This is a genomic window from Acinetobacter sp. TUM15071 (assembly GCF_008980925.1).
Lineage (GTDB): Bacteria > Pseudomonadota > Gammaproteobacteria > Pseudomonadales > Moraxellaceae > Acinetobacter > Acinetobacter dispersus.
On record NZ_BKGB01000013.1, the window covers coordinates 43,138 to 64,937 of the forward strand.

The window sequence follows — 21,800 nt, forward strand, 5'->3', positions numbered from 1 at the left end:
ATGACCAGTTTAAAAAACATCGATATGCTGCCAGAAAATCAATGGGTCGAGGTGTGTGCTTTGGAAGACATCACACCAAATACGGGTGTGGGCGCACTGATCGAAGGTCAATCCGTTGCACTGTTTCGTGTCGGTCACGAAAAGCGGATTTATGCGCTTAGCAATAAAGATCCATTTAGCCAAGCCAATGTGATGTGTCGCGGCATCATTGGCGATTTACAAGGTGAACGCGTGATTGCATCCCCGATTTATAAACAACATTTTAGTTTAGCGACGGGTCGTTGTTTGGAAGACAAAGATCAAAAGCTCTTGGTTTTTCCAACCAAAATTGAAAATGGTCGTGTTTGGGTCGGGTCTGTTCCGCAAAAAACCTATATTACCAACAATGGCGCTGCTCAAGAAAAGCTGAAACTGGTGCTGATTGGCAATGGGTTGGCGGGCATGCGTTGCCTAGAGGACCTACTGGATATGGCACCAGATCGCTATGACGTCACCGTGATTGGCGAGGAACCGTGGGGTAATTACAACCGTATTATGTTGTCGCCAGTACTTTCAGGTGAAAAAACCATTGATGACATCATGTTGCATCCACATGCATGGTATAGCGACAAAGGCATCAAATTTATTGCCGATGACCCTGCAATCAAGATTGATCGTACCCGTAAAGTGGTACATACCGAGAAAGGTGAAAGTGTTGATTATGACCGCTTGATCATTGCCACAGGTTCATCACCATTTATTCCACCTGTACAAGGCGTGGATTTAAAAGGCGTGATCAGCTTCCGTGATATTTATGATGTCAACACCATGATCAAATATTGCGAAAGTAAGAAGAATGCGGTGGTGATTGGTGGTGGTTTGTTGGGGCTGGAAGCTGCCTATGGACTGAAACAACGTGGTATGAATGTGACGGTTCTACACCTGATGGATCGAATTATGGAACGTCAGTTGGATGGGCGTGCCAGCCGTATGTTGCGCCATAGTATTGAGCAAAAAGGGATCAATATTATTACCGAGGCGAATACTGAAGCATTGATTGGCGAAGAGGGTCATGTCAGTCAAGTCCGTCTTAAAGATGGAACGGTACTGGACGCAGATTTAGTGATTTTTGCGGTTGGGATTCGCCCGAATATTGCCTTGGCTCAAAGTGCTGGACTGCGTTGTAACCGAGGTATTTTAGTCAATGACACCATGCAAACTTTTGATCCAAGTATCTATGCGGTTGGTGAATGCATCGAACATCGTAATCAAACCTTTGGTCTGGTTGAGCCGTTATGGGGACAGGCTTTTATCTGTGCAACGCATTTGGCTGAACATGGCAGCTTAACCTTTAAATCACCGACCGTACCAACGCAGTTAAAAGTCAGTGGTGTCGATGTATTCTCGGCTGGGAACTTTGAACCGAAAGAAGATTATGAAGACATCATCCTTAATGATGATAAGCGTCAAATTTATAAACGTATCATTATCCAAAAGGACAAAGTAATTGGTGCGGTTCTGTTTGGTGATACCGAAGATGGGATGTGGTATGCCGAGTTGATTGCAGATCAAACGCCTGTTTCTACCTTTAGAAACAAGCTGTTATTTGGTAAGGATTTTGCTATGAAAAAGGCAGGGTGATGAATCTCCCCTTAACCCCCTCTTTATAAAAGCGGGGGAATGCCACGGATTTAAGTAATGACGATGATTCGTAGCTTCCTTCACTAAATGAAAGAGGGACTGTTTTTCAATTATATTTAAGATATGAATTCGCGCTACTCCTCCCTTGACAAAGGGAGGCTGGGTGGGATTCAAAGGGGCAGTCATGAACAGTATTCAAAATTTAGAACACAGTCGCTCCGATCAAGCAGAAACAATCATTACAAAAACAACATGTCCCTATTGTGGCGTGGGTTGTGGCGTGGATGTCAGTGTCCAACATAAAACGCATGGCACGACGGTACAAGTTGCGGGTGATCTGGATCATCCTTCAAACTTTGGACGACTCTGCATTAAAGGCAGTAATTTAGCTGATACTTTAGGCTTGGAAACTCGAGTCTTGCATCCGATGTTTGGCCGTAAAAACCATCGTCAAGTCACGACATGGGATCAGGCGATTGAGAAAATTGCAGATCAGTTTCAAGCGTGCATTGACCAATATGGAGCAGACAGCGTTGCATTTTATGTCTCAGGACAGTTGCTGACTGAAGACTATTATGTAGTGAATAAGTTTGTAAAAGGCTATTTGGGCACTGCCAATATTGATACCAATTCACGCCTATGTATGTCGTCTGCGGTTGCAGCGCATAAACGTGCCTTCGGTGAAGATATCGTACCTGCCAGTTATGAAGACTTTGAACATACGGACATGGTTGTTTTAGTTGGCTCTAATACAGCATGGTGTCATCCCGTACTGTATCAACGCATCATGCAAGCCAAGAGCAAGAATCCAGATTTATTTGTGGTGGTGGTCGATCCTCGTTTTACCAGTACTTGCGAGCAAGCGGATTTACATTTGCCGATCTTACCCGGTCAGGATGTGGCTTTATTTAATGGCCTGTTTCAGCATCTTTACCATCATGATTATATTGACCATCATTTTGTAGAGACCTATACCGAAGGTTTAGCAGCACTGTTAGCTGCGAGTGCAAGCGAGCAAGATTTTAATGCTTTGGTGAAACGTACAGGAATTTCTGCAGAAAAATTACAGCTGTTTTTTGATAAATTTGCTCAAACAGAAAAAGTGATTACTTTATTTTCGATGGGGGTCAATCAGTCATCTCAGGGCGTGAATAAAGCCAATAGTATTATCAACTGCCATTTACTCACTGGAAAAATTGGCAAATTAGGTGCAGCACCATTTTCAATGACGGGTCAACCCAATGCCATGGGCGGTCGTGAGGTGGGTGGATTGGCCAATATGCTGGCAGCACATCTGGATTTGGATAATCCTTCGCATCAACATCTGGTGCAAAGCTTTTGGAACAGTCCTGTGATTGCTAAGCAAGCAGGTTTAAAAGCAGTTGATTTATTCCAAGCGGTGGAAAGCGGCAAAATCAAAGCGATCTGGATTATGGCGACCAATCCTGTGGTGAGCTTACCTGATGCAGATCAAGTCAAACGCGCCTTGGAAAAATGTGAATTTGTGGTGGTTTCTGATATTTGTGCGGATACTGATACCACAGCCTATGCCGATGTGTTGTTGCCTGCATTAGGTTGGGGAGAGAAAGATGGTACGGTCACCAATTCTGAACGCCGTATTTCACGGCAACGTGCCTTTTTAAATCCGCCAAAGCAAGCCAAAGCGGATTGGTGGGCGGTGGCAGAAGTTGCGAAAAAACTGGTTTTTACTGGTTTTGAGTTTAGCAATGCCTGTGACATTTTTAATGAACACGCGGCTTTATCGGCCTATCAAAATGCCAGTGTTGATCAACGCGACCAAGTTGAAAATTTTCGTTATTTCAATTTAAAAGGGCTAATGAATTTAAGTCTGGATGAATATAACCATTTACGTCCAACCCAATGGCCTGTGTGGGAGAAAGGGCAAAGTATTGCTGTTGAACAGTTATTTGATCGAGGCAGCTTTAGTCATAAAAACAAAAAAGCCAAACTGATTCCTACTGTCGCCATTGATCCAGTGCATGCCATCTCCGAAGATTATCCATTGGTGTTGAATACAGGACGTATTCGTGACCAATGGCATACTATGACCCGCACGGGGCTATCGGCAAATCTAACTACGCATCGCGCTGAACCATTTTGCGAGATTCACCCGAATGATGCGTTAAAATTTGGGATCCGAGATAAAGCTTTGGTGGAAGTCCGCTCACAATGGGGGCGTTGTGTATTGCGTGTGACGCTGGCACAAGGTGTGCGTCGTGGCCAAATCTTTGCCCCGATTCATTGGACTGAGCAAGTCGCTTCTGATGCGCGGATTGGTAAAGTGGTCAATCCAGTGGTGGATGCGATCTCAGGTGAACCTGAATTCAAACATACACCCGTTGCGATTCAGCCATTCCATACCACTTGGCAAGGGGTGCTCTATGTACGTGAAGGCTTTGAACATCATATCAAAACATCTTTACAAAGTTGTGCATGGTGGACCAAGATCAAAACCGCAAAAGCGATGCGTTATGAAATTGCTGATCGTCATAGTATTGATGAGACCCAAAAGAATCTGAAAAGCTTCCTGCCTTTTGTCGATGAAACCTATGAATGGTTAAGTCTGGAGGACATTTCATCGCAGCTCAGCCATAGTGTGATTTTAAAAGACGGTATACTGATTGCCAGTTTATATATTGCACCTGTCGATTTATTGCCAAATCGGGATTGGGTGGCGAGTCTATTTAAACGTGAACGTTTAAGTGCCTTGCATCGTAAAGCTTTGCTGGCAGGGATGCCAATGTCTGCTGCAAATAACGATGGACCATTGGTTTGTAGTTGTTTTAAAGTGGGTAAGAATAAAATTATTGAAGCCATTAAAACGCAAAACATCACCCATGAAAAACAAGTCACGGCATGTTTAAAAGCAGGTGGCAATTGTGGTTCTTGTTTACCTGAGATTCGTGGTCTGATTAAAACCTGTCAATTGGAGGCAGAAGCATGAATACAGAATATCCCGCTACAGATCTAGTGATCTTGGCGGGAGGGCAAGCGCGCCGTATGAACGGGACAAACAAACTGCTGCAACAGTTTGATGATCAGATTCAGCTGTCAAAAATATGTGAAAGTTTTAAGACTCAGGTTCAACACATTTGGGTAAATAGCCACCGTGATAACTCGATATATAAACAGATTGAACCTGATATTCGATGCTATGCAGATGATCAAAATGGTTTCCTTGGCCCGTTGATGGGGATGAAGAGTGCTTGGTCACATCTGCAAGCTGACTATGCTTTATTTATTCCCTGCGATGTGACTTATATTCCTAGTCAGGTTGTGTTTAAACTGCATCGTGCTTTACAAAAGCAACCGCTGACGCAAGTGGCCTATGTCAATATCAATGGTGACGCTTTATATCCATTTTGTTTACTTAAGCGAGAAAGTATATCGGTGTTAGAGCAAGCGATTGCTGAGAATAGACTGAGTTTACGAGATTGTTTTAAACAATTGGATGCACAGACAGTGGCATTTCAAAAGCAGGGCCTATTTTGTCATAGCATTAACTCATTAGATGAACTGCAACAATACAAGCAGATGAAGGTTTTTAAGCAATCTATTTCTGGTTAATGGATCGCCTCAGCTGATTTCAGACTAATTACTGCTGCAATTAATAGTGCCGCAGCCGCGGTAATCAGTGAGCTATTGAGCGTATGATAGATCGTGAATAGGGCATTCACTACGATTGGGCCTATGATCTGACCCAAGCCATAGACGACGGTCATTAAGGCAATTAAATTATTTTGTGCTTGGCGAGCGATATCCTGTGCCACAGGCATGGCAATGGTCACCGTTCCCATAAAGGTTGCTCCCACCAGTAATGCACTTAACAGATAACCCAAAGCGGTGGGTAATATGATCGGCAATACAACACCAAAAGCCTGTAATCCTAAATTAGAGGATAAGGCGACTTGTGTACCGAAGTTGTGGTGGATACGATGCCAGAAAAAACACGAAGGAATCGCACCTAAACCAAAGATTGCCCAGATCTGTGCCGCATCAATATTCGGTAAGGCCTGTTTCACCAATAAAGGTAAATAGGTTGCGGTAATGATGTAGCCAAAACCCGCCAAGGCATAAATCAAAATCAGAGCGTAGGTATGGGGTACTTTGCGATTTGTGCTCGATATCTGCTGAGTTGAAACAGTATTCGGTTGAGCCCGCGATAAACCAAACATTGCAATGCAACCAAGGACCAGACTGGATAGACCGAGCAATAACCATAATATTTTGCTGTGCCAACTTAGATGCGAGCCAAAAACCAAAAGCTCGGCAGAGAGCGCAATCCCGAGGCCAACGCCTGCATACAAGATAGGGGCTTGTTGCGTTTGTTTCTGCTGTTCAAGCAGCCATAATGAAGCAGATACCATGGCAAAAGCGCTAAAAACGCCAGCCAAACCACGAATCAAGATGATTAGGCCAATCGTGTTAATACAGCTGAGTAGGATCAGACAAAGGACGGTACCCACTGTGGCAACAATACTACCGAGATAACTCTGCTGGGATTTCATCTTGATCGCAAATAAAGCACCCAACAGATAGTTCGCATAGTTTGCAGAAGCAGCCAAACTGGCATGCTGTAGATTAATGATGCCTTCATCAATCATATGGGGGTAGACTGCAGTAAACGCAAAGCGCCCGAAACCCATGCCAATTGCCATAATCAAGGCGGCACTGATTGCTGATTGCATGGCGTTGTTGCTGTTTTTTACTAGCTTAGTCATGGCCTGTTCACTCCACCAATTAGTCGCTATGACTCATATGCGCGAGAGGTTGTGCTTTGGCAAGAAATTTGTAGTCAAATACATAGAGTGCATAGCTGAAGCAACTTAAAATACAGGTTAAAAATAACAGCTTAGTACCAGACATTGTTTGACCCATCTTTAGGTGTTGAGAAATGAATAGCTATTTAAACAAGCGCTATTAATCATGTAAAATGATTTGAATTGATAGAAACTATCTCTAATAGTGATGGCGATGCAGATTAAATCTTTAGAAATTTTTATGATGGTGGTGAAGTTAGGCAGTTTTTCCGAGGCGGCAAAAACGCTCTATACCGTACAATCCAATGTCACCAGTCATATCAAAAAACTGGAAACAGAATTGAATGTTGAATTGCTACATCGGCAGAACCCAATTCAACCGACCAGAGCTGGGGTACAACTGTATGGTTATGCTGAAAAAATGCTGCATCTGCAAAAAGAGCTGTTGGACACATTTTCCCATAGTCAGCTGACAGCCAATTTTCCTTTAGCGATTGGGAGTATGGAAACCACGGCTGCGGTTCGACTGCCAGCGTTGATCCGCGATTTACAACAGCACAGCCCAGATTTTCCTTTTGCGTTATCGACAGCACCCACACGAGATTTGATTGATTTGGTCCATGCATCCAAGCTGGATTGTGCATTTGTAGCACATCATACACCGATTGATGGGATGTTTAATTTACATGTATGGACTGAGCAGTTGGTACTTATTTCCTCAAAGCATGTGCCTGAACGACTTACAAAAGAAGATCTGATTCAAAAGAAATTTATTGCCTTTAAGCAAGGCTGTAGTTACCGCAAAGCCATTGATCAGTTCTTATCGGCCCATCATTTACCCGCAGCCAATGTGATTGAAATGGGTAGTCTAGATGGCATTATCAGCTGTGTCAGTCTAGATGTTGGCCTTGCAATTTTACCGATCAGCTATGTACAGCAATCTCATTTTTCCCAAAGTGTGAAGATTCATCCCACCGACTCAGCTACAGCCCAGATTAATACCTATCTAATTGCACATCGTGATATGAGTACATGGGCAACCAATATGCATCATTTTGTCGAGTATGTGAAAGGCATGATTCAGCAGGATGAGAAAAGAGAGGGAATACTGGTTTAGTACAAATGAAAACAGAGAAGACAGAACTTCTCTGTTTCTATATTGCTAACTAGAACATACTCATGCTTTTGCTAGATAATTTTGCATTTCTTCTGCAGGAACCATCCCGCCACCTGTTCCCCACACAATATGATTCGCTTGCTGTAACTGCTGCTCAGTCAATTGATGTAGATTTTTATAATCTTGATGTTTGCTAACTAAAACTGGCCCCAGCATACCAGCGAGCGCAGAAGGCTCAAGTTTCAAGTTTTCAGACTGGTTGAGCATTGCGAGCAAGCGATACATGGTTTGATCATCCAATGTATAAAAACCATCTAATAATCGTTGCATGGCACGACCAACAAAGCCTGAAGCGCGGCCCACAGCAAGGCCATCTGCCGCCGTAATATTGTCAATGCCAATATCCTGAACTGAAATTTCATCATGTAGGCCAGTCGCGACACCGAGTAACATACATGGAGAATGAGTGGGTTCGGCAAAGATACAATGCACATGATCGCCAAAGGCCATTTTTAGGCCAAATGCAACGCCACCAGGCCCGCCACCGACACCACAAGGTAAATAAACAAATAAAGGATGATCTTCATCCACAACAATACGCTGTTGATCCAACTGTTTCTTTAAACGTTCACCTGCAACGGCATAACCTAAGAACAGGGTTTTAGAGTTTTCATCATCAATAAAAAAACAATTTGGATTTTTCAACGCCGCTTTCCGGCCTTCTTGCACCGCAATGCCGTAGTCTTGTTCGTATTCAATCACGGTTACGCCATGAGCACGTAATTTATCTTTCTTCCATTGTCGTGCATCGGCTGACATATGCACCGTCACATCAAAGCCGAGTTTTGCACTCATGATACCAATCGAGAGGCCGAGATTACCTGTTGAGCCGACCGCGATGCTGTATTGACTAAAAAACTTTCTAAATTCTGGGCTATTCAGTTTGGAGTAATCATCGTGAATACTGAGCAGATTGGCTTGTAGAGCAAGTTGCTCGGCTCGAAAAAGCACTTCATAGATACCACCACGGGCCTTAATTGATCCAGAAATGGGGAGATGGCTGTCTTTTTTCAACCATAGTTTGCCTGTGATTTTCTGATAGAAGTGCGTTTCAAGTGCCTGCTGCATATTCGGAATATCGATCAGCTCTGATTCGATAATGCCTTTGCTTACACTCGTTTCTGGGAAAACCGCCATGAGGTAGGGTGCAAAACGCTGTAAACGGTCCCGTGCATCATCAATATCGGCTTGTGTCAGCCCAACATAGGGCAAGCCTTGCTCAAGTGTAGTGAATGACGGGTTAAACCAGATCGTCTCTTTTAGTTCAATTAAGTCTTTAACAATAGGATATTCTGCTGCAAGTTGTTTGATCTGTTCATATTGCATAAGCGTACTCAAAAAAACTAAAGAAAGTTAATGCTTGACGATATACAGCCTAAAGTAATTTGTCTTTTGGATGTACTGTTTTTCACACTTTAGCCTGTAAAACTTTTATAACCTGTCTGTAAATAGATTCCAAATAATCATTCAATGGCACCAGTGTTTGACCAGACTTACTACGGACGTACTTAAAATAAGGAATCAGGGGATATTCATTACTTTCACATACAATCACTTTGGCAAACCACTCTTGATGAAATTGGTCAGCAGTAATATCAACTATAATGCCATTCACAAGCAGATAGCAGTGAGCAATTTCAGGCGTTTGAGGTGAAATTTGAACCTTGCCAACCCGATAGTCCGATTTGATCGCGTGAACATTGAGTAAGTAGTACTGCAAGAGATCACATGCATCTGCACCGCATTCTTTTGGAAACTTGTTAAATGCTCCAGTGATAAAGCCATGAGTGACCTGATCTAAAGCTTCGCGAAATGCTTGGGCAATATTTGTCAGGGTTTGAATATCATTTTGATAAGCCATATGCTCTAATTCTTTTGCTAATAAGTGTTCTTCCAAGTTAAGGGTATTAAATGTAAGATTTAACTTAATTTATTTACTGAATTGTTAAAATTATTAGCTGATGTAAGCTAAACTGGTTTTAATTAAACGATTGTTTTACAAATGAAATTTCAGGTGTATTTTTTGTTGTTTATGAACCAGAAATCTGAAATTTAGAAGAGAGTTGCTGATCGTTTATTATTACGAAATGTTAAAAAATTGCATAATGATCATACTTTTTACAAGTTTAAAGTGAATCATTACAAATAAGAATAATTTCCATTTCATAATAAAACTAAGTACATAACTTGAGAGGATGGAAAGAAATGCCTCAATATCTGAAAATTGCTGAAAACATCTATCGAAAATTTGAGCAAAATGATCAGTTTATGATTGATAAACAAGACTGTTTAAATCTGATCATTAAGCAAATTCGTAAAGAGTTGATCGATACGGATCTAAAGTTGATTTATAACTACATCGATTTTGTTGATGGATTTAAAGAACCTGTTAAAGATGGGCGGATCAGTCTAGATATTAGTCTTATTCCTAGTTATAAACACAAGGATGAGTTTGTTCTATGGCTTGCGGGATTTATTGAAAAAATAACAGAAGGTGGGGTGAAGCGTTTACCACCTATACATAAGGATATCCCTCCAGAATTTACTTTTCAAAGTGACCCAAATGTTATTTTGGATATGCGAAATGAGCATAGCGGGGAAAGAATTATTTCTTACTTTAGAAGTGATGATTTTGCTGATGAAATTAAAGGTATTTGAAATCTATAAAAGATTTCATTACGACTTAACTAAAAACTATCTTTATGAGAAGAAAAAACGTCTTTCAAATCAAGGTGTAGGATATGCCAAAGAGCGATAATGCATTGACAATATTTGAAGTTTTACGTGAGAGCCATGAAAAACAAAGAAGTTTTTCAGAAAAGTTAATTAAAACCTCGGGTGATAGCCCAGAAAGAAGAGAACTTTTTGAGCTTCTGAAAAATGAGCTGTTCGCCCATGCTGTCGCAGAGGATCGATATTTATACATTCCATTGATGATGTCAGATGCTGGATTGAATATTACGCGGCATGCTTTGTCAGAGCATCATGAAATGGATGAGCTGCTGGAAAAACTTACAGAAACGGAATTTAGTCATACTGGCTGGTTGAGTCTCGCTAAAAAGTTATCACATGTCGTTCATCATCATTTAGAGGAAGAAGAGCATCGTTTTTTTCAACAAGCAGGAAAAATTTTACCTGATCGGCAGAAAAAAGAATTAGCTCAACAGTATCATGCAGAATACGTAAAATATTTAAATAAAGACAAAGACAGTCTTACTTAAATCATCAAAGTTTATAAAAATATTCACCCCTCAATATGAGGGGTTTTTATTTTAAAAGTTCGAAAATTTATCCTATTTCAAAATATTTCTTTATTTACCATAAGTGATAAACATTAACTTAAAAAAATTTGTTATCACTGTTTTTAACAAGAAACTTGCTTATGGTGGAAGTACACAATTCATTTATTCAAATTCCGATTGAGAATTATGTTTCGAGTGAATTCTTTTCTTAAAGGAGAATAAAGATGATAAACCATGATGATTATGATCGTGAACGTATTAGAAATGCACCAGATGAAGTTAAACAAGATCTAAATGCAGATCCCATTACAGGAGAGCCTGGTTCACATCCTATTGGGACTGGCATCGGAGCTGCGGGTGGCGCAGCAACAGGTGCTGTAGTAGGGAGTGTAGGTGGTCCAGTGGGTACTGTGGTTGGTGGTGCAGTAGGTGCAGTTGTAGGTGGTCTGGCTGGAAAGGCTGTAGGAGAAGCAATAGACCCTACCATTGAAGATGCCTATTGGCGTGAAAACTACCTGAATCAGCCTTATTATCGCGATGCAAACACCAAATATCCAAATCTAGATTATGATCGAGATTATCGTGATGCCTATAGAGTGGGTTATGAAAAACGTTATGGTTATGACCCAGATGTGGCGTTTGAAGAAGTTGAACCAGAATTGAGAACCAACTGGGAACAGGCTAAAGCTGAATCACGCTTATCTTGGGATGAGGCGAGACATGCTTCACGTGATGCTTGGGATAGAAATCGAAAGCATAGCAAATAGAGATTGCTATTCCTAATACTTGGAACCCTATTCTAAAATGAATAGGGTTTTTTTATGGAAGGGATATTCGCTGTTATTTGCTTTTCTATAGGCTGATCGTTTTGATAAAGCCAAATAAACCGAATATGAATTTTACCTTCATCTGATAGCGAATATTTGATTTTACAAAGTGAGATTTAAAATCTATGTCAAAGTCTATGAGTGAAAATGGTTGCACTTTAAGTTTATACAAGTTAATCGCTTGGTTTTTATTTAGATTGAACTTGTTTCCAGATGTTTGTTAAGAAATGTGTTAAAAATATAAGACCTTATTTTTAAAGCCATTGCTTCTTTTTTGTTGTATTTAAGTTTTTAAATTAATTACATAAAATTTCATTATTTAAGAAAATTAAAATAAATGGAAGAGAATGTTACATGAAAAATGGGCAGTATAGGGTTTTTGAAATATATTATGAGGTGTCACATGTTAAAGACAATTATTACTTTAGGAACAGGTGTTGCTTTAGGCTGCTATTATAAGTCTCATAAGGATAAAACTAAATTGTCGGATGAGAAAAGAGATGAGGATATTCATGTTGCTGATGATGTGAAAGGTAAAAAGGTACTGAGTAAGTTTCTCAAATAGATTAGAAAAAAGAAGCTTGGTTACAAGCTTCTTTTATACCAGCCATAGCCTTGGAATATAAATAAATGGAACTAAGCAGAGATAATCGAAAAAATAGTGATGAAATAGCATCAAATAATAATTTTGATGGCGCATGATTTTCTATCTATTTTAGTGAAATCTTAAACAAGCGAGAGGTAATGAAAATGAAGAATTTACTTTTGAAAAGTATAGCATTAAGTTTTGTTTTCACACTTGCAGCATGTGAAAAGAACAAAACAGCAGATAATTCAGCGCTTAGACAGGAAACAACAACACCTCATTCGATGGAAGCTGAACCTGTGCCAAACAGTAATCAGTTACACGATGATATGCAGCATGATGCTTCAGCACCTGTAACAAACGAACATGGTACATCCGATGCACATACTGGCAGCGCCACCACGCAGCAAACCCCTTAGCTGTTAATACTCAATACAAAAGTTTATAGGAAAAGGTTGAAGTTTTGACAATAACTTCAGCTTTTTCAGTCGTTTTAGGCGAAAAAATATAAAGCTGGATTTTGATTTTGTGTGACGTAGTGCTCATTATTTCTTATAACTGATATTCTTGGCACTTATCTTGTAATTTTTATGTATACAATTTTTTATTTTAGTAGCATAAGTCAAAACAATATTAACAATTGATTACTTTAAATAGAGCAAAATCGCATAATAGAAAAATTAAAGGAATAATCTCATGCCTCAATATTTAAAATTAGCAGAAAAAATATATTTGAATGTTAAAAATTCAAAAGGCTTTGTAGATGAACCTTTAGAAGATCTAAATAATTTAATGATTGAACTACGGATTGAAATAAAAGAAACAGATTTTAAAATACTTTATAATTATATAAATTTTGAAGATCTACTCATGAATTCAAAAGACTTACCTTTGAGTTTGGATATTAGTATTTTACCGAAAAGTAAAAATAGAACCGAATATATTCTATGGCTTGCCAGTTTTATTGAGAAAGTAACAATATCCAAGAATAAAAAAGCAGCTCACTTAAACAGTAAAGTGATCGTGCCAGACTACCACTATGATGACGTTGGAAATATTGTGAATCGATCAAAAAATAATGGTGAAGCAATTGTTTCATATTTTAAGGATAAGCAGTCTGTCTGATATATGAAATTTTACCCAAACTTTACTAATTTATATTGAAGGGGTTTAAAAATGGGAAAACAATATATGTTGAAAGAAGTCGATGCCAGGAGTGACACAGGTGATAAAATCATTGTCGAGCAAATTTATGAAAAGGAACCTGATACTGATTTAGAAATCAGCAACTTATCATGGTCACCATTGTCTAAAGTGGTCATTAGAGATACTGTGATTCAACTCAATGATGACTTAACATTTATCCATCCACGCACTGGAAAAATTTTTAAAATAGGAACTTAAAGGTGTAGTCGTGAGTGGATCAAATGAGATTTAGCTCGTGTGTGGTGTATGCAGTGATTCAGCCCAGTTTTTGTTTTTGCAACGAGAGCATTCTTGCTCTAAATGATGTAAATGCTCAGTCATACCACAATACATGCAAGAGTATAAAAGCTGAGAATTTACTTTTTCTGCTTTTTGATAATGTTGAGGAAATAAGGGTAAGCCCCATTTGGTTTCTTCTTTGTTATAAAACAGAATACTTAAACAACCATCGGTTTCTAGTAAGGCAACTTTAACTTGCCCCAAATGTTCAACACTTTTCTGACGCATTTCAGCAAAGAATTCATCGTGTGAATATTTTTCTTTCTGCATATCTTGTATCACTAATAACCCATTTTCTACGATGCACAGGGGCTTTCCCTCCAAAAGGATTTCCACGCTTTTACTCTTCATCATTGCCCAAGTGACAAAGCGATATAAAATAATGATTGTGCACATCACTACAAAAGCTTGAGCAATCGGCGCATCATCAATAAACATAGGGTCGCCAGCTGCACTACCAAGACTAAGAATGATGGCAACTTCAAAGATAGATAATTGTCTAATCCCACGCTTACCAGAAAGTTTTAGAAAAATCAGGATTAGGAGGAACATCACACAACATCGAATGATTATTTCAAGAACCAGAGTCCATGTTGTGTCGTGGAGGAAGATACCTATTAAATCCATTAATTAGATACTCTTTATTATATTTGGTAAGTCTATATATTCTACGCAATAAAAATGAGCTTATGTTTCCAATAAGCTCATTTTTTTGTCGCATCATTGACTTTATATTCTGTCCCAAGCATCTTTGATGGCTTGCTTCGCTTGTTCCCATTTCAATCTTGATTCGGCTTTCAGTTCTTCCCAAGATTCTTTGAGGCTTCCTTCAACATCTTCAAACTGAGTGTTACGGTCGTGTTCAGAACGTGCACGACTGCCCAGCTCATAAGCCTTGGAAAAATCTCGATCATAATCAAGGTCTGGTGTATCGAGTGAAGCTTCTTGATAATAAGGGCGGGTCACATAACTTTGGCGCCAATGATCATTGGGATCGATATTTACACGTGAAGCTTGAGTATTCGTATTGGTTAAATTGGGGTTTGTCATGATAACTCTCCAGCTAACTTTGCAGATTAGATAAAATTTAGGAGAATATTGTTATTATTCTCCTAAATATCTGTGGATCAAAATAATCAGAAGTTATTTCTGTTGATTATTTTGGTTTGATCCTTGGCGGTTAGAATCTTTTTGATGAGATCCTTGTTGCTGACGATTGTCATTTTGCTGTTGTTGCTGTTGTTGACGATTGTCATTGTTTTGGTTCTGCTGTTGTTGCTGTGGATTATTACGCTCATCATTGCGTTGATTATTTGTATTACTCATGATCGTACACCTCATTTGGTTTTAGATATTATCTGAGTAAATCAGATGATTTAATTAAAACATATTTTTTTATTTTAAGTAGAGCTGGGCTGTTTCACTATATTTAAATGTAACTTAATTAAAGTTGGTAGATATTGTTTTTTAAGAACTTATCTTGGTTTTTGTTTTTAAACTGAAAACAGTATTAATGTAACTTTATACGTTAATTACATGTTGCAACAGATTGGTTCTATTTAGCATTATTTTAGATATTTTTATGATTTATTTTTAAATGAATAATTCAAAACATTAGAATGTAAAGCGTTGCAAAACATATGGTTTTGATATGAATGGTTTTTTGGCAAAAATGCTGTTGCAATATTAACCGAAATTAACAAAATTAAAGTAAGAGTAAGGAGTGGAGAAGGTAATGTGATTTTATATTTTCGATTCGGAGAATGAAAATGCCAGTAGTCGTAAAGAAAAGATTACTTGATTTATTACAGGACGATCATAAGAATTATTACGATTTAGTTAGTTTCTTTTTGGATGGAGATATATCTAATTTTGAAAAAGAAAAGAAAGCCGTTAACTTTTTAACTCATGAATTAGAAGCGGTTAACGTAAATAAATCACAGATACCCAATAATATTGAGGAAATAAAAAATTGGTATCAATCTGAAAACAGAAAAGTATGTCAAAGCTATCAAGAATATTTATCTAAGAGAAAGTCTGGAGAAGAACGTCAGTACTTTAAAAATATAGGACAGGCTTTTGAGTTTCTGGTTAAAGTGGCACCGACCAAAAAAGTTGATGGTTCTTGGTTATATAGTATAGTCAATTATTGGAATGATCCGATATTTCATGATCTTATTGTGATTTATTTGGAAGAATTAGGGCTAGGGCAGGTGAGATCAAATCATGTGTGTATATATGATGATTTGCTTCGTAATTTAGGTTTAGATGACTTTGAATTTTTTCTTCATGATGAATATTACCATCAAGCCGCAATTCAATTGGCTTTAGGATACGCACCACCTGAGTATATTCCTGAGATCATTGGGTTTAATCTAGGATATGAACAACTCCCTTTGCATCTTTTAATTAGCAATTATGAACTCAAAGAGTTAGCTATCGATGCCAAATACTTCAATTTACACATTACGATTGATAATCTCACCAATGGTCATGCGTATAAATCCTTGAAGATATTGGAAAATATCTATAGGAAATATAAAGATAAAACGATTTTTATGGATAAGGTGAAACGTGGTTATGCCTTAAATCAAAATGGCATTTCATCCACACAGGTCATTCAAAATCTGGATCTAGAAAGCTTCGTTCATAAAATCTTAAAGCACAAAGCAATAATTGGCCAATTGGTGCATAACCAAAAGCAATTGATCGGATGTAAATCTATTAATCAGTGGTTAGCAAATCCACAGGAAATTAGTCAATTTATTCAGCAACTGGTTGAGAAAAAATGGATTAAATTCGACCTTGATCCTGAAGAAAGTATATTTTGGCGAATGATTAGTCATGAAGATGGAAAGATGTACGGTGTTTTTACTCCCGCAGAAAGACAGATTATTCATGATTGGATTGCTGGCGATCAATACTCGACAACGGTTCTTCCTTATCATCAGAGTATAAATAAAGATCAACCTTTACATGATTTTCTATTTAGCTATGTTTCAGATGGTGAGCTGGAAAATCTACAGAAAATGATCAATCAAACAGATAATTGGGGACTGAAGTTGTGTAAGTTGGCTCCATTCTTGGCACCAGAATCTCATCATAAAAGTATTGGTTTGTGGAGTACCCAAAAATACGTAGAGTTGCTATTTCCCTATTTAAAAAACGCTTTCCCTTAGCCTGTTTTGATGAAAATAAAAAACCTCCTTTTGGAGGCTTTTTATTTGCTTATCCATTGACAATTTCACCACCATTGACATGAATAACCTGTCCTGTGATGTAACTGGCATCATCAGAGGCCAAAAATAAATATGCTGGAGCAACTTCACTTGGTTGTCCCATTCTGCCCATAGGTGTGTCTTGACCAAATTTGGCGACGGTTTCAGCATCAAAACTACTTGGAATCAAAGGTGTCCAAATTGGACCTGGGGCCACACCATTTACACGAATTCCTTTTTTTTGCTTCATGAGATTATTGGATAAACTACGGGTAAATGTCGTGATTGCACCCTTTGTACTGGCGTAATCGATTAGTTCATCGTGGCCGTGATAACTGGTAATACTTGTCGTATTAATAATATTGTCGCCTTCTTTTAAATGGGGAAGCACAGCTTTAGTTAAATAGAATATGGAGAAGATATTTGTTTGAAAGGTTTTTTCGAGTTGTTCCGTACTGATATTTACAATTTCTTTTTGCTGGAATTGCACAGCAGCATTATTGATCAAAATATTAATCTTTTCAAAAGCTTTTATTGTTTCTTCAGCACACTTTTTTGCCACTTTGGGATCGGTAATATCGTGTTTTAACAGTAAACATTGTTGGCCTTCTTGTTCTACAAGCTGTTTGGTTTTTTTAGCATCTTCATCTTCTTCTAAATAGATAATAGCGATATCCGCACCTTCACGCGCAAAGAGTACAGCGATAGAGCGACCTATACCGCTATCTCCTCCACTAATTAGGGCAACTTTATTCTTGAGTTTGTTGCTCCCTTGATGCGTGCTCTTAATAATTTCAGGTTCTGGATGCATTGCTGCTTGGCTACCAGATTGGTGCTGTTGATGTTGCGCTGGAGCGGAAGTAGGATAATGATTCGATTTATTGTTCATTTTTTAGCGTCCTTTAAACTTAAACACAATAAGTTCAATCATCTTTTAAAAACTTGTTAACTTGAGTAAGGACTATGTTCTGATTGGTTTTATTTGTATTTTTTAGGTAGGGGAAGTAAAGCAATATAAATTTTCTGGTTATAAAGTTGAGTAGAACTTATTAATAAAAAATCTTTATATAATAATCTGCATAATTAAAAATTTTTGATTCATTGCAGCATGTTTTACTAGTTCTCACTTGCCCCCTCAAAATATCTAAAAATGTTTAAGCCTTATTATTTTGTCGTTAAATGCGACCTTAACAAGGAAAAGTGTCGTCAATAACGTCTTATCTACAAAATGTGCCTCTTTATCATTGCTTAGGTCGATAGCAAAATGTTAGGAGGACATATATTTAAGACCATTAATTTTATTGCATGCCTTAGTTTGATGACGTTTGGTTTAAGTGCTTGTGGAAATAACTCAAATGAAGAAGTTGGATTGGTCACGCCACCAGTTGCAGAAACAAGTGACTGTTTTTGGCAAGGACCTTATGTCATAGAAAATCCTGAAACGAATTTTGCTTATCCTGATACGGGGAGCAGCTATTGGAGTGCAAAATACACCCTACCTGAAGGTGCCACGCTTAGAATCAAAGGCGATTTCCCTTATGCACGATATATGTCGATTAACAGCTATAAAACAGATGCATCACCAGCCGATGCGATTAGCGATAGCAGCATTATTCCAAATAAAAATGCAGTAAATCCATTTGTTGATGGGAATATCAGAAATAGTCCAAATCGCGCATATACTTTAACTATTGCTGCAGGTGATGTACCCACAATTCGAACAGCCAATACACTTTATGATGCAGCAAAAGACGGTGAGGCGGCAGTGCTAGCATATCGTGTATATGTACCCAACAAAGGGAAAGATCTTCTCGGTGGAGTGAGTTTACCTAAAATTGAACTTACCACCAGACAAGGGCAAGTCCTAAATGGTGAGGCTGCATGTATGGCATTAAATACCGAGAATAAAATACTCACTATTCCGCTGGTTCCAGCAGATACCTATGCTCAAGCCAGAAAGAATAACCCTGCGAAAGAAATTCCAATTTGGCGATCAAGTTATAATATGGCATATACCTTGCAGTGTGACTTTTACGGTATTTGTGATACCAACCCTGTTCGTAGAGTAGCTTTTTATGCAAATCTTGATAATCAATATATCGCCACTTTCTTAGATCGTAGTATTAAACCGATTGTTGTCATTCGCGGTAAAATTCCTACTGTACCAAAGACATTAAATGGAGAGGAACGTTTTGATAGTAAAAATACGCAGCTTCGTTATTGGTCGATGTGTCAGAATGAGTTCTATTCGCAGAAAGTAACAGATTGTTTGTATGATGAAAATATTACGATTAATCCTGATGGTAAATATACTATTGTGACGGGTTTAGAACGTGATCGTCCAAGTAATGCAACAAAAGCATGTGGTGTTGAATTCTTAAAATGGCCTGAGAATGGTGATGGTTTTTCTATCGCTCAAGGTCATACGGATCATAAAAATGATGCCCGAGTGATTGTTCGCAATATGTTGCCATCAAGTCATTTTCACAATGCAGTTCAAAATACCCAAACACCTGGAGATGAGCAGGCAATCATGGGTGAATATTTACCGCAGGCACAATATTACACTCAAGCAGAATTCGAAGCACTGGGTTGTAATCCGTATCAAAAATTAAATTTCTGATGCGATAAAAAAACGAATTATGGGGTGGGGTTACATAGCCTCGCCCTATATTGTTTTGGAGTCATTCCAAACCAGACTTGAAATGCTCTTAAAAATTGGCTTTTTGCCTTATAACCCAATAGTGCACTGATTTGCTGTGAGGTAAATTGTTGTGCTACAAGATATTCAATCACTCGCTTTTTACGGACCTCGAGCAAGATATCATTGAAGGTCGTATTTTCACTGTTTAATCGCCTTTGTAAGGTTTTAACACTCATACTCAATGAGTTTGCTATGGTTTTTATGTTCGGACTCAGGAAACCTAGCGTCGTACAAATGACGAGGTTTATTTTCTCTTTATAAGAGATTTCAGGAAATTGTTTTTCAATAGAATTGATAAACGGATTGATTAAGATGGTTGCATCTAACGCTGTATATTCGGTGCAATTGTAGATTAATTGATTATTTACTTGCTCAAAAAGTGGGTAAGTCCTAAATGTTTTTAAATAAATTCCAAGATCAATAAGATCAGGCTTATGCTCAAACTCAATTTGATTCGGCCAATGGTTTTGTAAATGGGCGATCATGCGTGTAACGGCAAGCATTGCGCCTTCAACTTGGTGGTAACTGAAAAGCTCGGGGAGGTTTGGTCTAAAGATAATGTGAATACTATGTCCTGTTTCTTGTAGATCAATATCGACAACTTCGGTCAAAATTTTGAAATAATGAACAATTAGTCGTATTAAAAAAGCACTAGGTAAAGGAATATTTTTATTTAAAGCTGGCCCTAAAGAAAGTGTGACGATTTTATAAAAAGGTGAGAGCTTAATATCACCACTATCAATGACTTTCAGACCTAAGTTTGGCTCATTGGCAAGAGTAACAATGGTTTTAATTTCTTGGCTTACAATTTCAAGTGGGATGCGTTCTCCTGAAAAATTTTCGAGTACGACCCAATCTTTTGAAATTGACTCATACAGTGCTAGTTGATCATTTTTCATTGCCCATAAATAGAATCCCTTTCTATTATTCAAAACAACATATTTATGAACACTAAATCCCTTTTTCATTTTTTGAATATATTTTGGCTAAAAAAGATATATTAGCGATTAAGGGAATTAAAGAGAAGGCATATCAGTTTTCTTTATCAAATTGCTTTTTCAATAGATCTAGCTAACAACGGAATAGAATTTCTAGGCATCTATTTATTGTTAAATTTATGATGGGTGCACTTGACCTTTATTAAAATGAGTTCTATTTTGGAACTTAATTGATTTTCGACCATGTCAGGCTTGTCTAATCAAGACTCGAATTAACCCAGCTATGGTTTGAAACTGAGAAAAATAAAAGGAACAGGAGTTTCATATGTTTGCGATTCGTTACCAACAGATTCCATTGCAATTTTTATTTGAACATCAGGCAACTTTAACAGGGCTTGGGAAAATTGGTTTGCGTAGTCTCAAAAAGCATAAGCACACGCAACAAGCCGATTGGCAGTCATTAGCATCGATTAATGAAGTGATTGACCCACCAAGCCTTGAATTGATAGACCACTATGTACGTTGGAGTGGTGCTGAGCCGAGTAAATATCAAACTTCAATTCCACCGCATATGGTGTCGCAATGGGGATTGTCATTTGCAACACGTTTGCTGTTACAAACCAACTATCCATTGAGTCAAGTCATCAATCAAGGCGTAAGTCTCAAGGTTCATGGCAAGCTTCCACGAGATCAAAAGCTGCTCATCCAAGCCAAGATTGCCAATGTAGATGAACGTAATGGGTTGGCGCGCGTTTCTGTGCAAATTACTACAGGTACGATTACACAACCTGAATTAGTCGAAACAGTGCTGCATATGGCATTTATTCTGCCGCATTTTGAGAAAACTAAACGTACAGAAACAGCGGATCATAAAACTTGGCAGCGTTTAGGTGAATGGTCTGCGACAGCAGATGATGGTTTGAAATTTGCCTTATTAACAGGCGACTTTAATCCGATTCATTGGATTACACCATTAGCCAAACTATCAAACTTTGGTCAAAAAGTGCTGCATGGCTTTGGTGTGTTTGCGCGTAGCTTTGAATTGTTGCCTGAAACAATACAGCAAATCGATATTCGATTCCTAAAACCAGTTAAACTTCCTTCAGAACATAATCGAGTGGAAACCTGTACTGAGCAGATGCAAAAGTATGTCCGTGTTGTCGGTTCGGCAGGGCAAATCTGTTTAATGGGTCAATATTCATAAAATAATAAGGTGAGAAAA

General features: G+C 38.4%; 22 protein-coding genes. 14 read left to right on the forward strand and 8 right to left on the reverse strand.

The window, feature by feature from the left end:
* The 3 genes from nirD (at window position 1) to GBI66_RS13170 (ending at window position 5,208) form a co-directional block, all read left to right on the forward strand.
* Window positions 1-1,620, forward strand: coding sequence for a nitrite reductase small subunit NirD (nirD, locus tag GBI66_RS13160; protein WP_151716431.1), 1,620 nt, complete (start codon window positions 1-3; stop codon window positions 1,618-1,620).
* Window positions 1,621-1,804: 184 nt separating this feature from the next.
* Window positions 1,805-4,585, forward strand: coding sequence for a nitrate reductase (locus tag GBI66_RS13165; RefSeq protein ID WP_151716432.1), 2,781 nt, complete (start codon window positions 1,805-1,807; stop codon window positions 4,583-4,585).
* Complete coding sequence (locus tag GBI66_RS13170) at window positions 4,582-5,208, forward strand: molybdenum cofactor guanylyltransferase (protein WP_151716433.1); 627 nt, start codon at window positions 4,582-4,584, stop codon at window positions 5,206-5,208. Before GBI66_RS13165 ends, GBI66_RS13170 begins: the two co-directional genes overlap by 4 nt.
* Here GBI66_RS13170 and GBI66_RS13175 read toward each other — a convergent pair.
* Window positions 5,205-6,362, reverse strand: a complete 1,158-nt coding sequence (locus GBI66_RS13175) for a YbfB/YjiJ family MFS transporter (RefSeq protein WP_151716434.1) — start codon at window positions 6,360-6,362, stop codon at window positions 5,205-5,207. The two genes, GBI66_RS13170 and GBI66_RS13175, sit on opposite strands and share 4 nt — an antisense overlap.
* Window positions 6,363-6,609: 247 nt before the next feature.
* Here GBI66_RS13175 and GBI66_RS13180 point away from each other — a divergent pair, with 247 nt between their 5' ends.
* A complete protein-coding gene (locus GBI66_RS13180; RefSeq protein ID WP_151716435.1) occupies window positions 6,610-7,518 on the forward strand; it encodes a LysR family transcriptional regulator in 909 nt (302 codons plus the stop codon).
* 60 nt (window positions 7,519-7,578) lie between these two features.
* Here the strand turns inward: GBI66_RS13180 and dsdA are convergent, their stop codons facing one another.
* Window positions 7,579-8,904, reverse strand: coding sequence for a D-serine ammonia-lyase (gene dsdA, locus GBI66_RS13185; RefSeq protein WP_151716436.1), 1,326 nt, complete (start codon window positions 8,902-8,904; stop codon window positions 7,579-7,581).
* 82 nt (window positions 8,905-8,986) lie between these two features.
* Complete coding sequence (locus GBI66_RS13190) at window positions 8,987-9,439, reverse strand: hypothetical protein (RefSeq protein ID WP_151716437.1); 453 nt, start codon at window positions 9,437-9,439, stop codon at window positions 8,987-8,989.
* A gap of 344 nt (window positions 9,440-9,783) precedes the next feature.
* Here GBI66_RS13190 and GBI66_RS13195 point away from each other — a divergent pair, with 344 nt between their 5' ends.
* The 7 genes from GBI66_RS13195 to GBI66_RS13220 all read left to right on the forward strand — a co-directional run bounded on the left by GBI66_RS13195 (window position 9,784) and on the right by GBI66_RS13220 (window position 13,637).
* Window positions 9,784-10,236: a hypothetical protein gene (locus tag GBI66_RS13195; protein ID WP_005189051.1), complete on the forward strand. Its 453-nt coding sequence runs from the start codon at window positions 9,784-9,786 to the stop codon at window positions 10,234-10,236.
* 83 nt (window positions 10,237-10,319) lie between these two features.
* Window positions 10,320-10,799, forward strand: coding sequence for a hemerythrin domain-containing protein (locus GBI66_RS13200; RefSeq protein WP_151716438.1), 480 nt, complete (start codon window positions 10,320-10,322; stop codon window positions 10,797-10,799).
* Window positions 10,800-11,044: 245 nt separating this feature from the next.
* The gene (locus GBI66_RS13205) at window positions 11,045-11,587 is read left to right on the forward strand and encodes a glycine zipper domain-containing protein (RefSeq protein WP_151716439.1); all 543 of its coding nucleotides are present in this window, start codon (window positions 11,045-11,047) and stop codon (window positions 11,585-11,587) included.
* Between the two features lie 463 nt (window positions 11,588-12,050).
* Entirely contained in the window at window positions 12,051-12,212 is a 162-nt protein-coding gene (locus GBI66_RS19490) for a hypothetical protein (protein WP_005189039.1), read from the forward strand.
* 185 nt (window positions 12,213-12,397) lie between these two features.
* Window positions 12,398-12,652 carry a hypothetical protein gene (locus GBI66_RS13210; RefSeq protein WP_005189037.1) on the forward strand — a complete coding sequence of 85 codons (255 nt, stop codon included), beginning with the start codon at window positions 12,398-12,400 and terminating at the stop codon, window positions 12,650-12,652.
* A gap of 277 nt (window positions 12,653-12,929) precedes the next feature.
* The gene (locus GBI66_RS13215) at window positions 12,930-13,358 is read left to right on the forward strand and encodes a hypothetical protein (protein WP_005212095.1); all 429 of its coding nucleotides are present in this window, start codon (window positions 12,930-12,932) and stop codon (window positions 13,356-13,358) included.
* 51 nt (window positions 13,359-13,409) lie between these two features.
* A complete protein-coding gene (locus tag GBI66_RS13220; RefSeq protein ID WP_151716440.1) occupies window positions 13,410-13,637 on the forward strand; it encodes a hypothetical protein in 228 nt (75 codons plus the stop codon).
* A gap of 30 nt (window positions 13,638-13,667) precedes the next feature.
* Here the strand turns inward: GBI66_RS13220 and GBI66_RS13225 are convergent, their stop codons facing one another.
* The 3 genes from GBI66_RS13225 to GBI66_RS13235 all read right to left on the reverse strand — a co-directional run bounded on the left by GBI66_RS13225 (window position 13,668) and on the right by GBI66_RS13235 (window position 15,044).
* Window positions 13,668-14,345, reverse strand: coding sequence for a DUF421 domain-containing protein (locus GBI66_RS13225; protein WP_151716441.1), 678 nt, complete (start codon window positions 14,343-14,345; stop codon window positions 13,668-13,670).
* 102 nt (window positions 14,346-14,447) lie between these two features.
* Complete coding sequence (locus GBI66_RS13230; protein WP_005212099.1) at window positions 14,448-14,768, reverse strand: hypothetical protein; 321 nt, start codon at window positions 14,766-14,768, stop codon at window positions 14,448-14,450.
* Window positions 14,769-14,861: 93 nt separating this feature from the next.
* Window positions 14,862-15,044: a hypothetical protein gene (locus tag GBI66_RS13235; RefSeq protein ID WP_151716442.1), complete on the reverse strand. Its 183-nt coding sequence runs from the start codon at window positions 15,042-15,044 to the stop codon at window positions 14,862-14,864.
* A 443-nt stretch (window positions 15,045-15,487) separates the two neighbouring features.
* On the opposite strand from GBI66_RS13235, the gene GBI66_RS13240 reads away from it, so the two are divergent.
* A complete protein-coding gene (locus tag GBI66_RS13240) occupies window positions 15,488-16,897 on the forward strand; it encodes an iron-containing redox enzyme family protein (protein WP_151716443.1) in 1,410 nt (469 codons plus the stop codon).
* A 49-nt stretch (window positions 16,898-16,946) separates the two neighbouring features.
* On the opposite strand, the gene GBI66_RS13245 is transcribed toward GBI66_RS13240, so the two are convergent.
* A complete protein-coding gene (locus GBI66_RS13245) occupies window positions 16,947-17,825 on the reverse strand; it encodes an SDR family oxidoreductase (RefSeq protein ID WP_151716444.1) in 879 nt (292 codons plus the stop codon).
* A 429-nt stretch (window positions 17,826-18,254) separates the two neighbouring features.
* On the opposite strand from GBI66_RS13245, the gene GBI66_RS13250 reads away from it, so the two are divergent.
* The gene (locus tag GBI66_RS13250) at window positions 18,255-19,559 is read left to right on the forward strand and encodes a hypothetical protein (protein ID WP_228267297.1); all 1,305 of its coding nucleotides are present in this window, start codon (window positions 18,255-18,257) and stop codon (window positions 19,557-19,559) included.
* Window positions 19,560-19,576: 17 nt separating this feature from the next.
* Here GBI66_RS13250 and GBI66_RS13255 read toward each other — a convergent pair whose 3' ends face one another.
* Window positions 19,577-20,608: an AraC family transcriptional regulator gene (locus tag GBI66_RS13255; protein WP_005189006.1), complete on the reverse strand. Its 1,032-nt coding sequence runs from the start codon at window positions 20,606-20,608 to the stop codon at window positions 19,577-19,579.
* 295 nt (window positions 20,609-20,903) lie between these two features.
* Between GBI66_RS13255 and GBI66_RS13260 the strand changes: the two genes are divergently transcribed.
* Window positions 20,904-21,782, forward strand: a complete 879-nt coding sequence (locus GBI66_RS13260; protein WP_151716445.1) for a MaoC/PaaZ C-terminal domain-containing protein — start codon at window positions 20,904-20,906, stop codon at window positions 21,780-21,782.
* The last annotated feature ends 18 nt before the right edge of the window (window positions 21,783-21,800 follow it).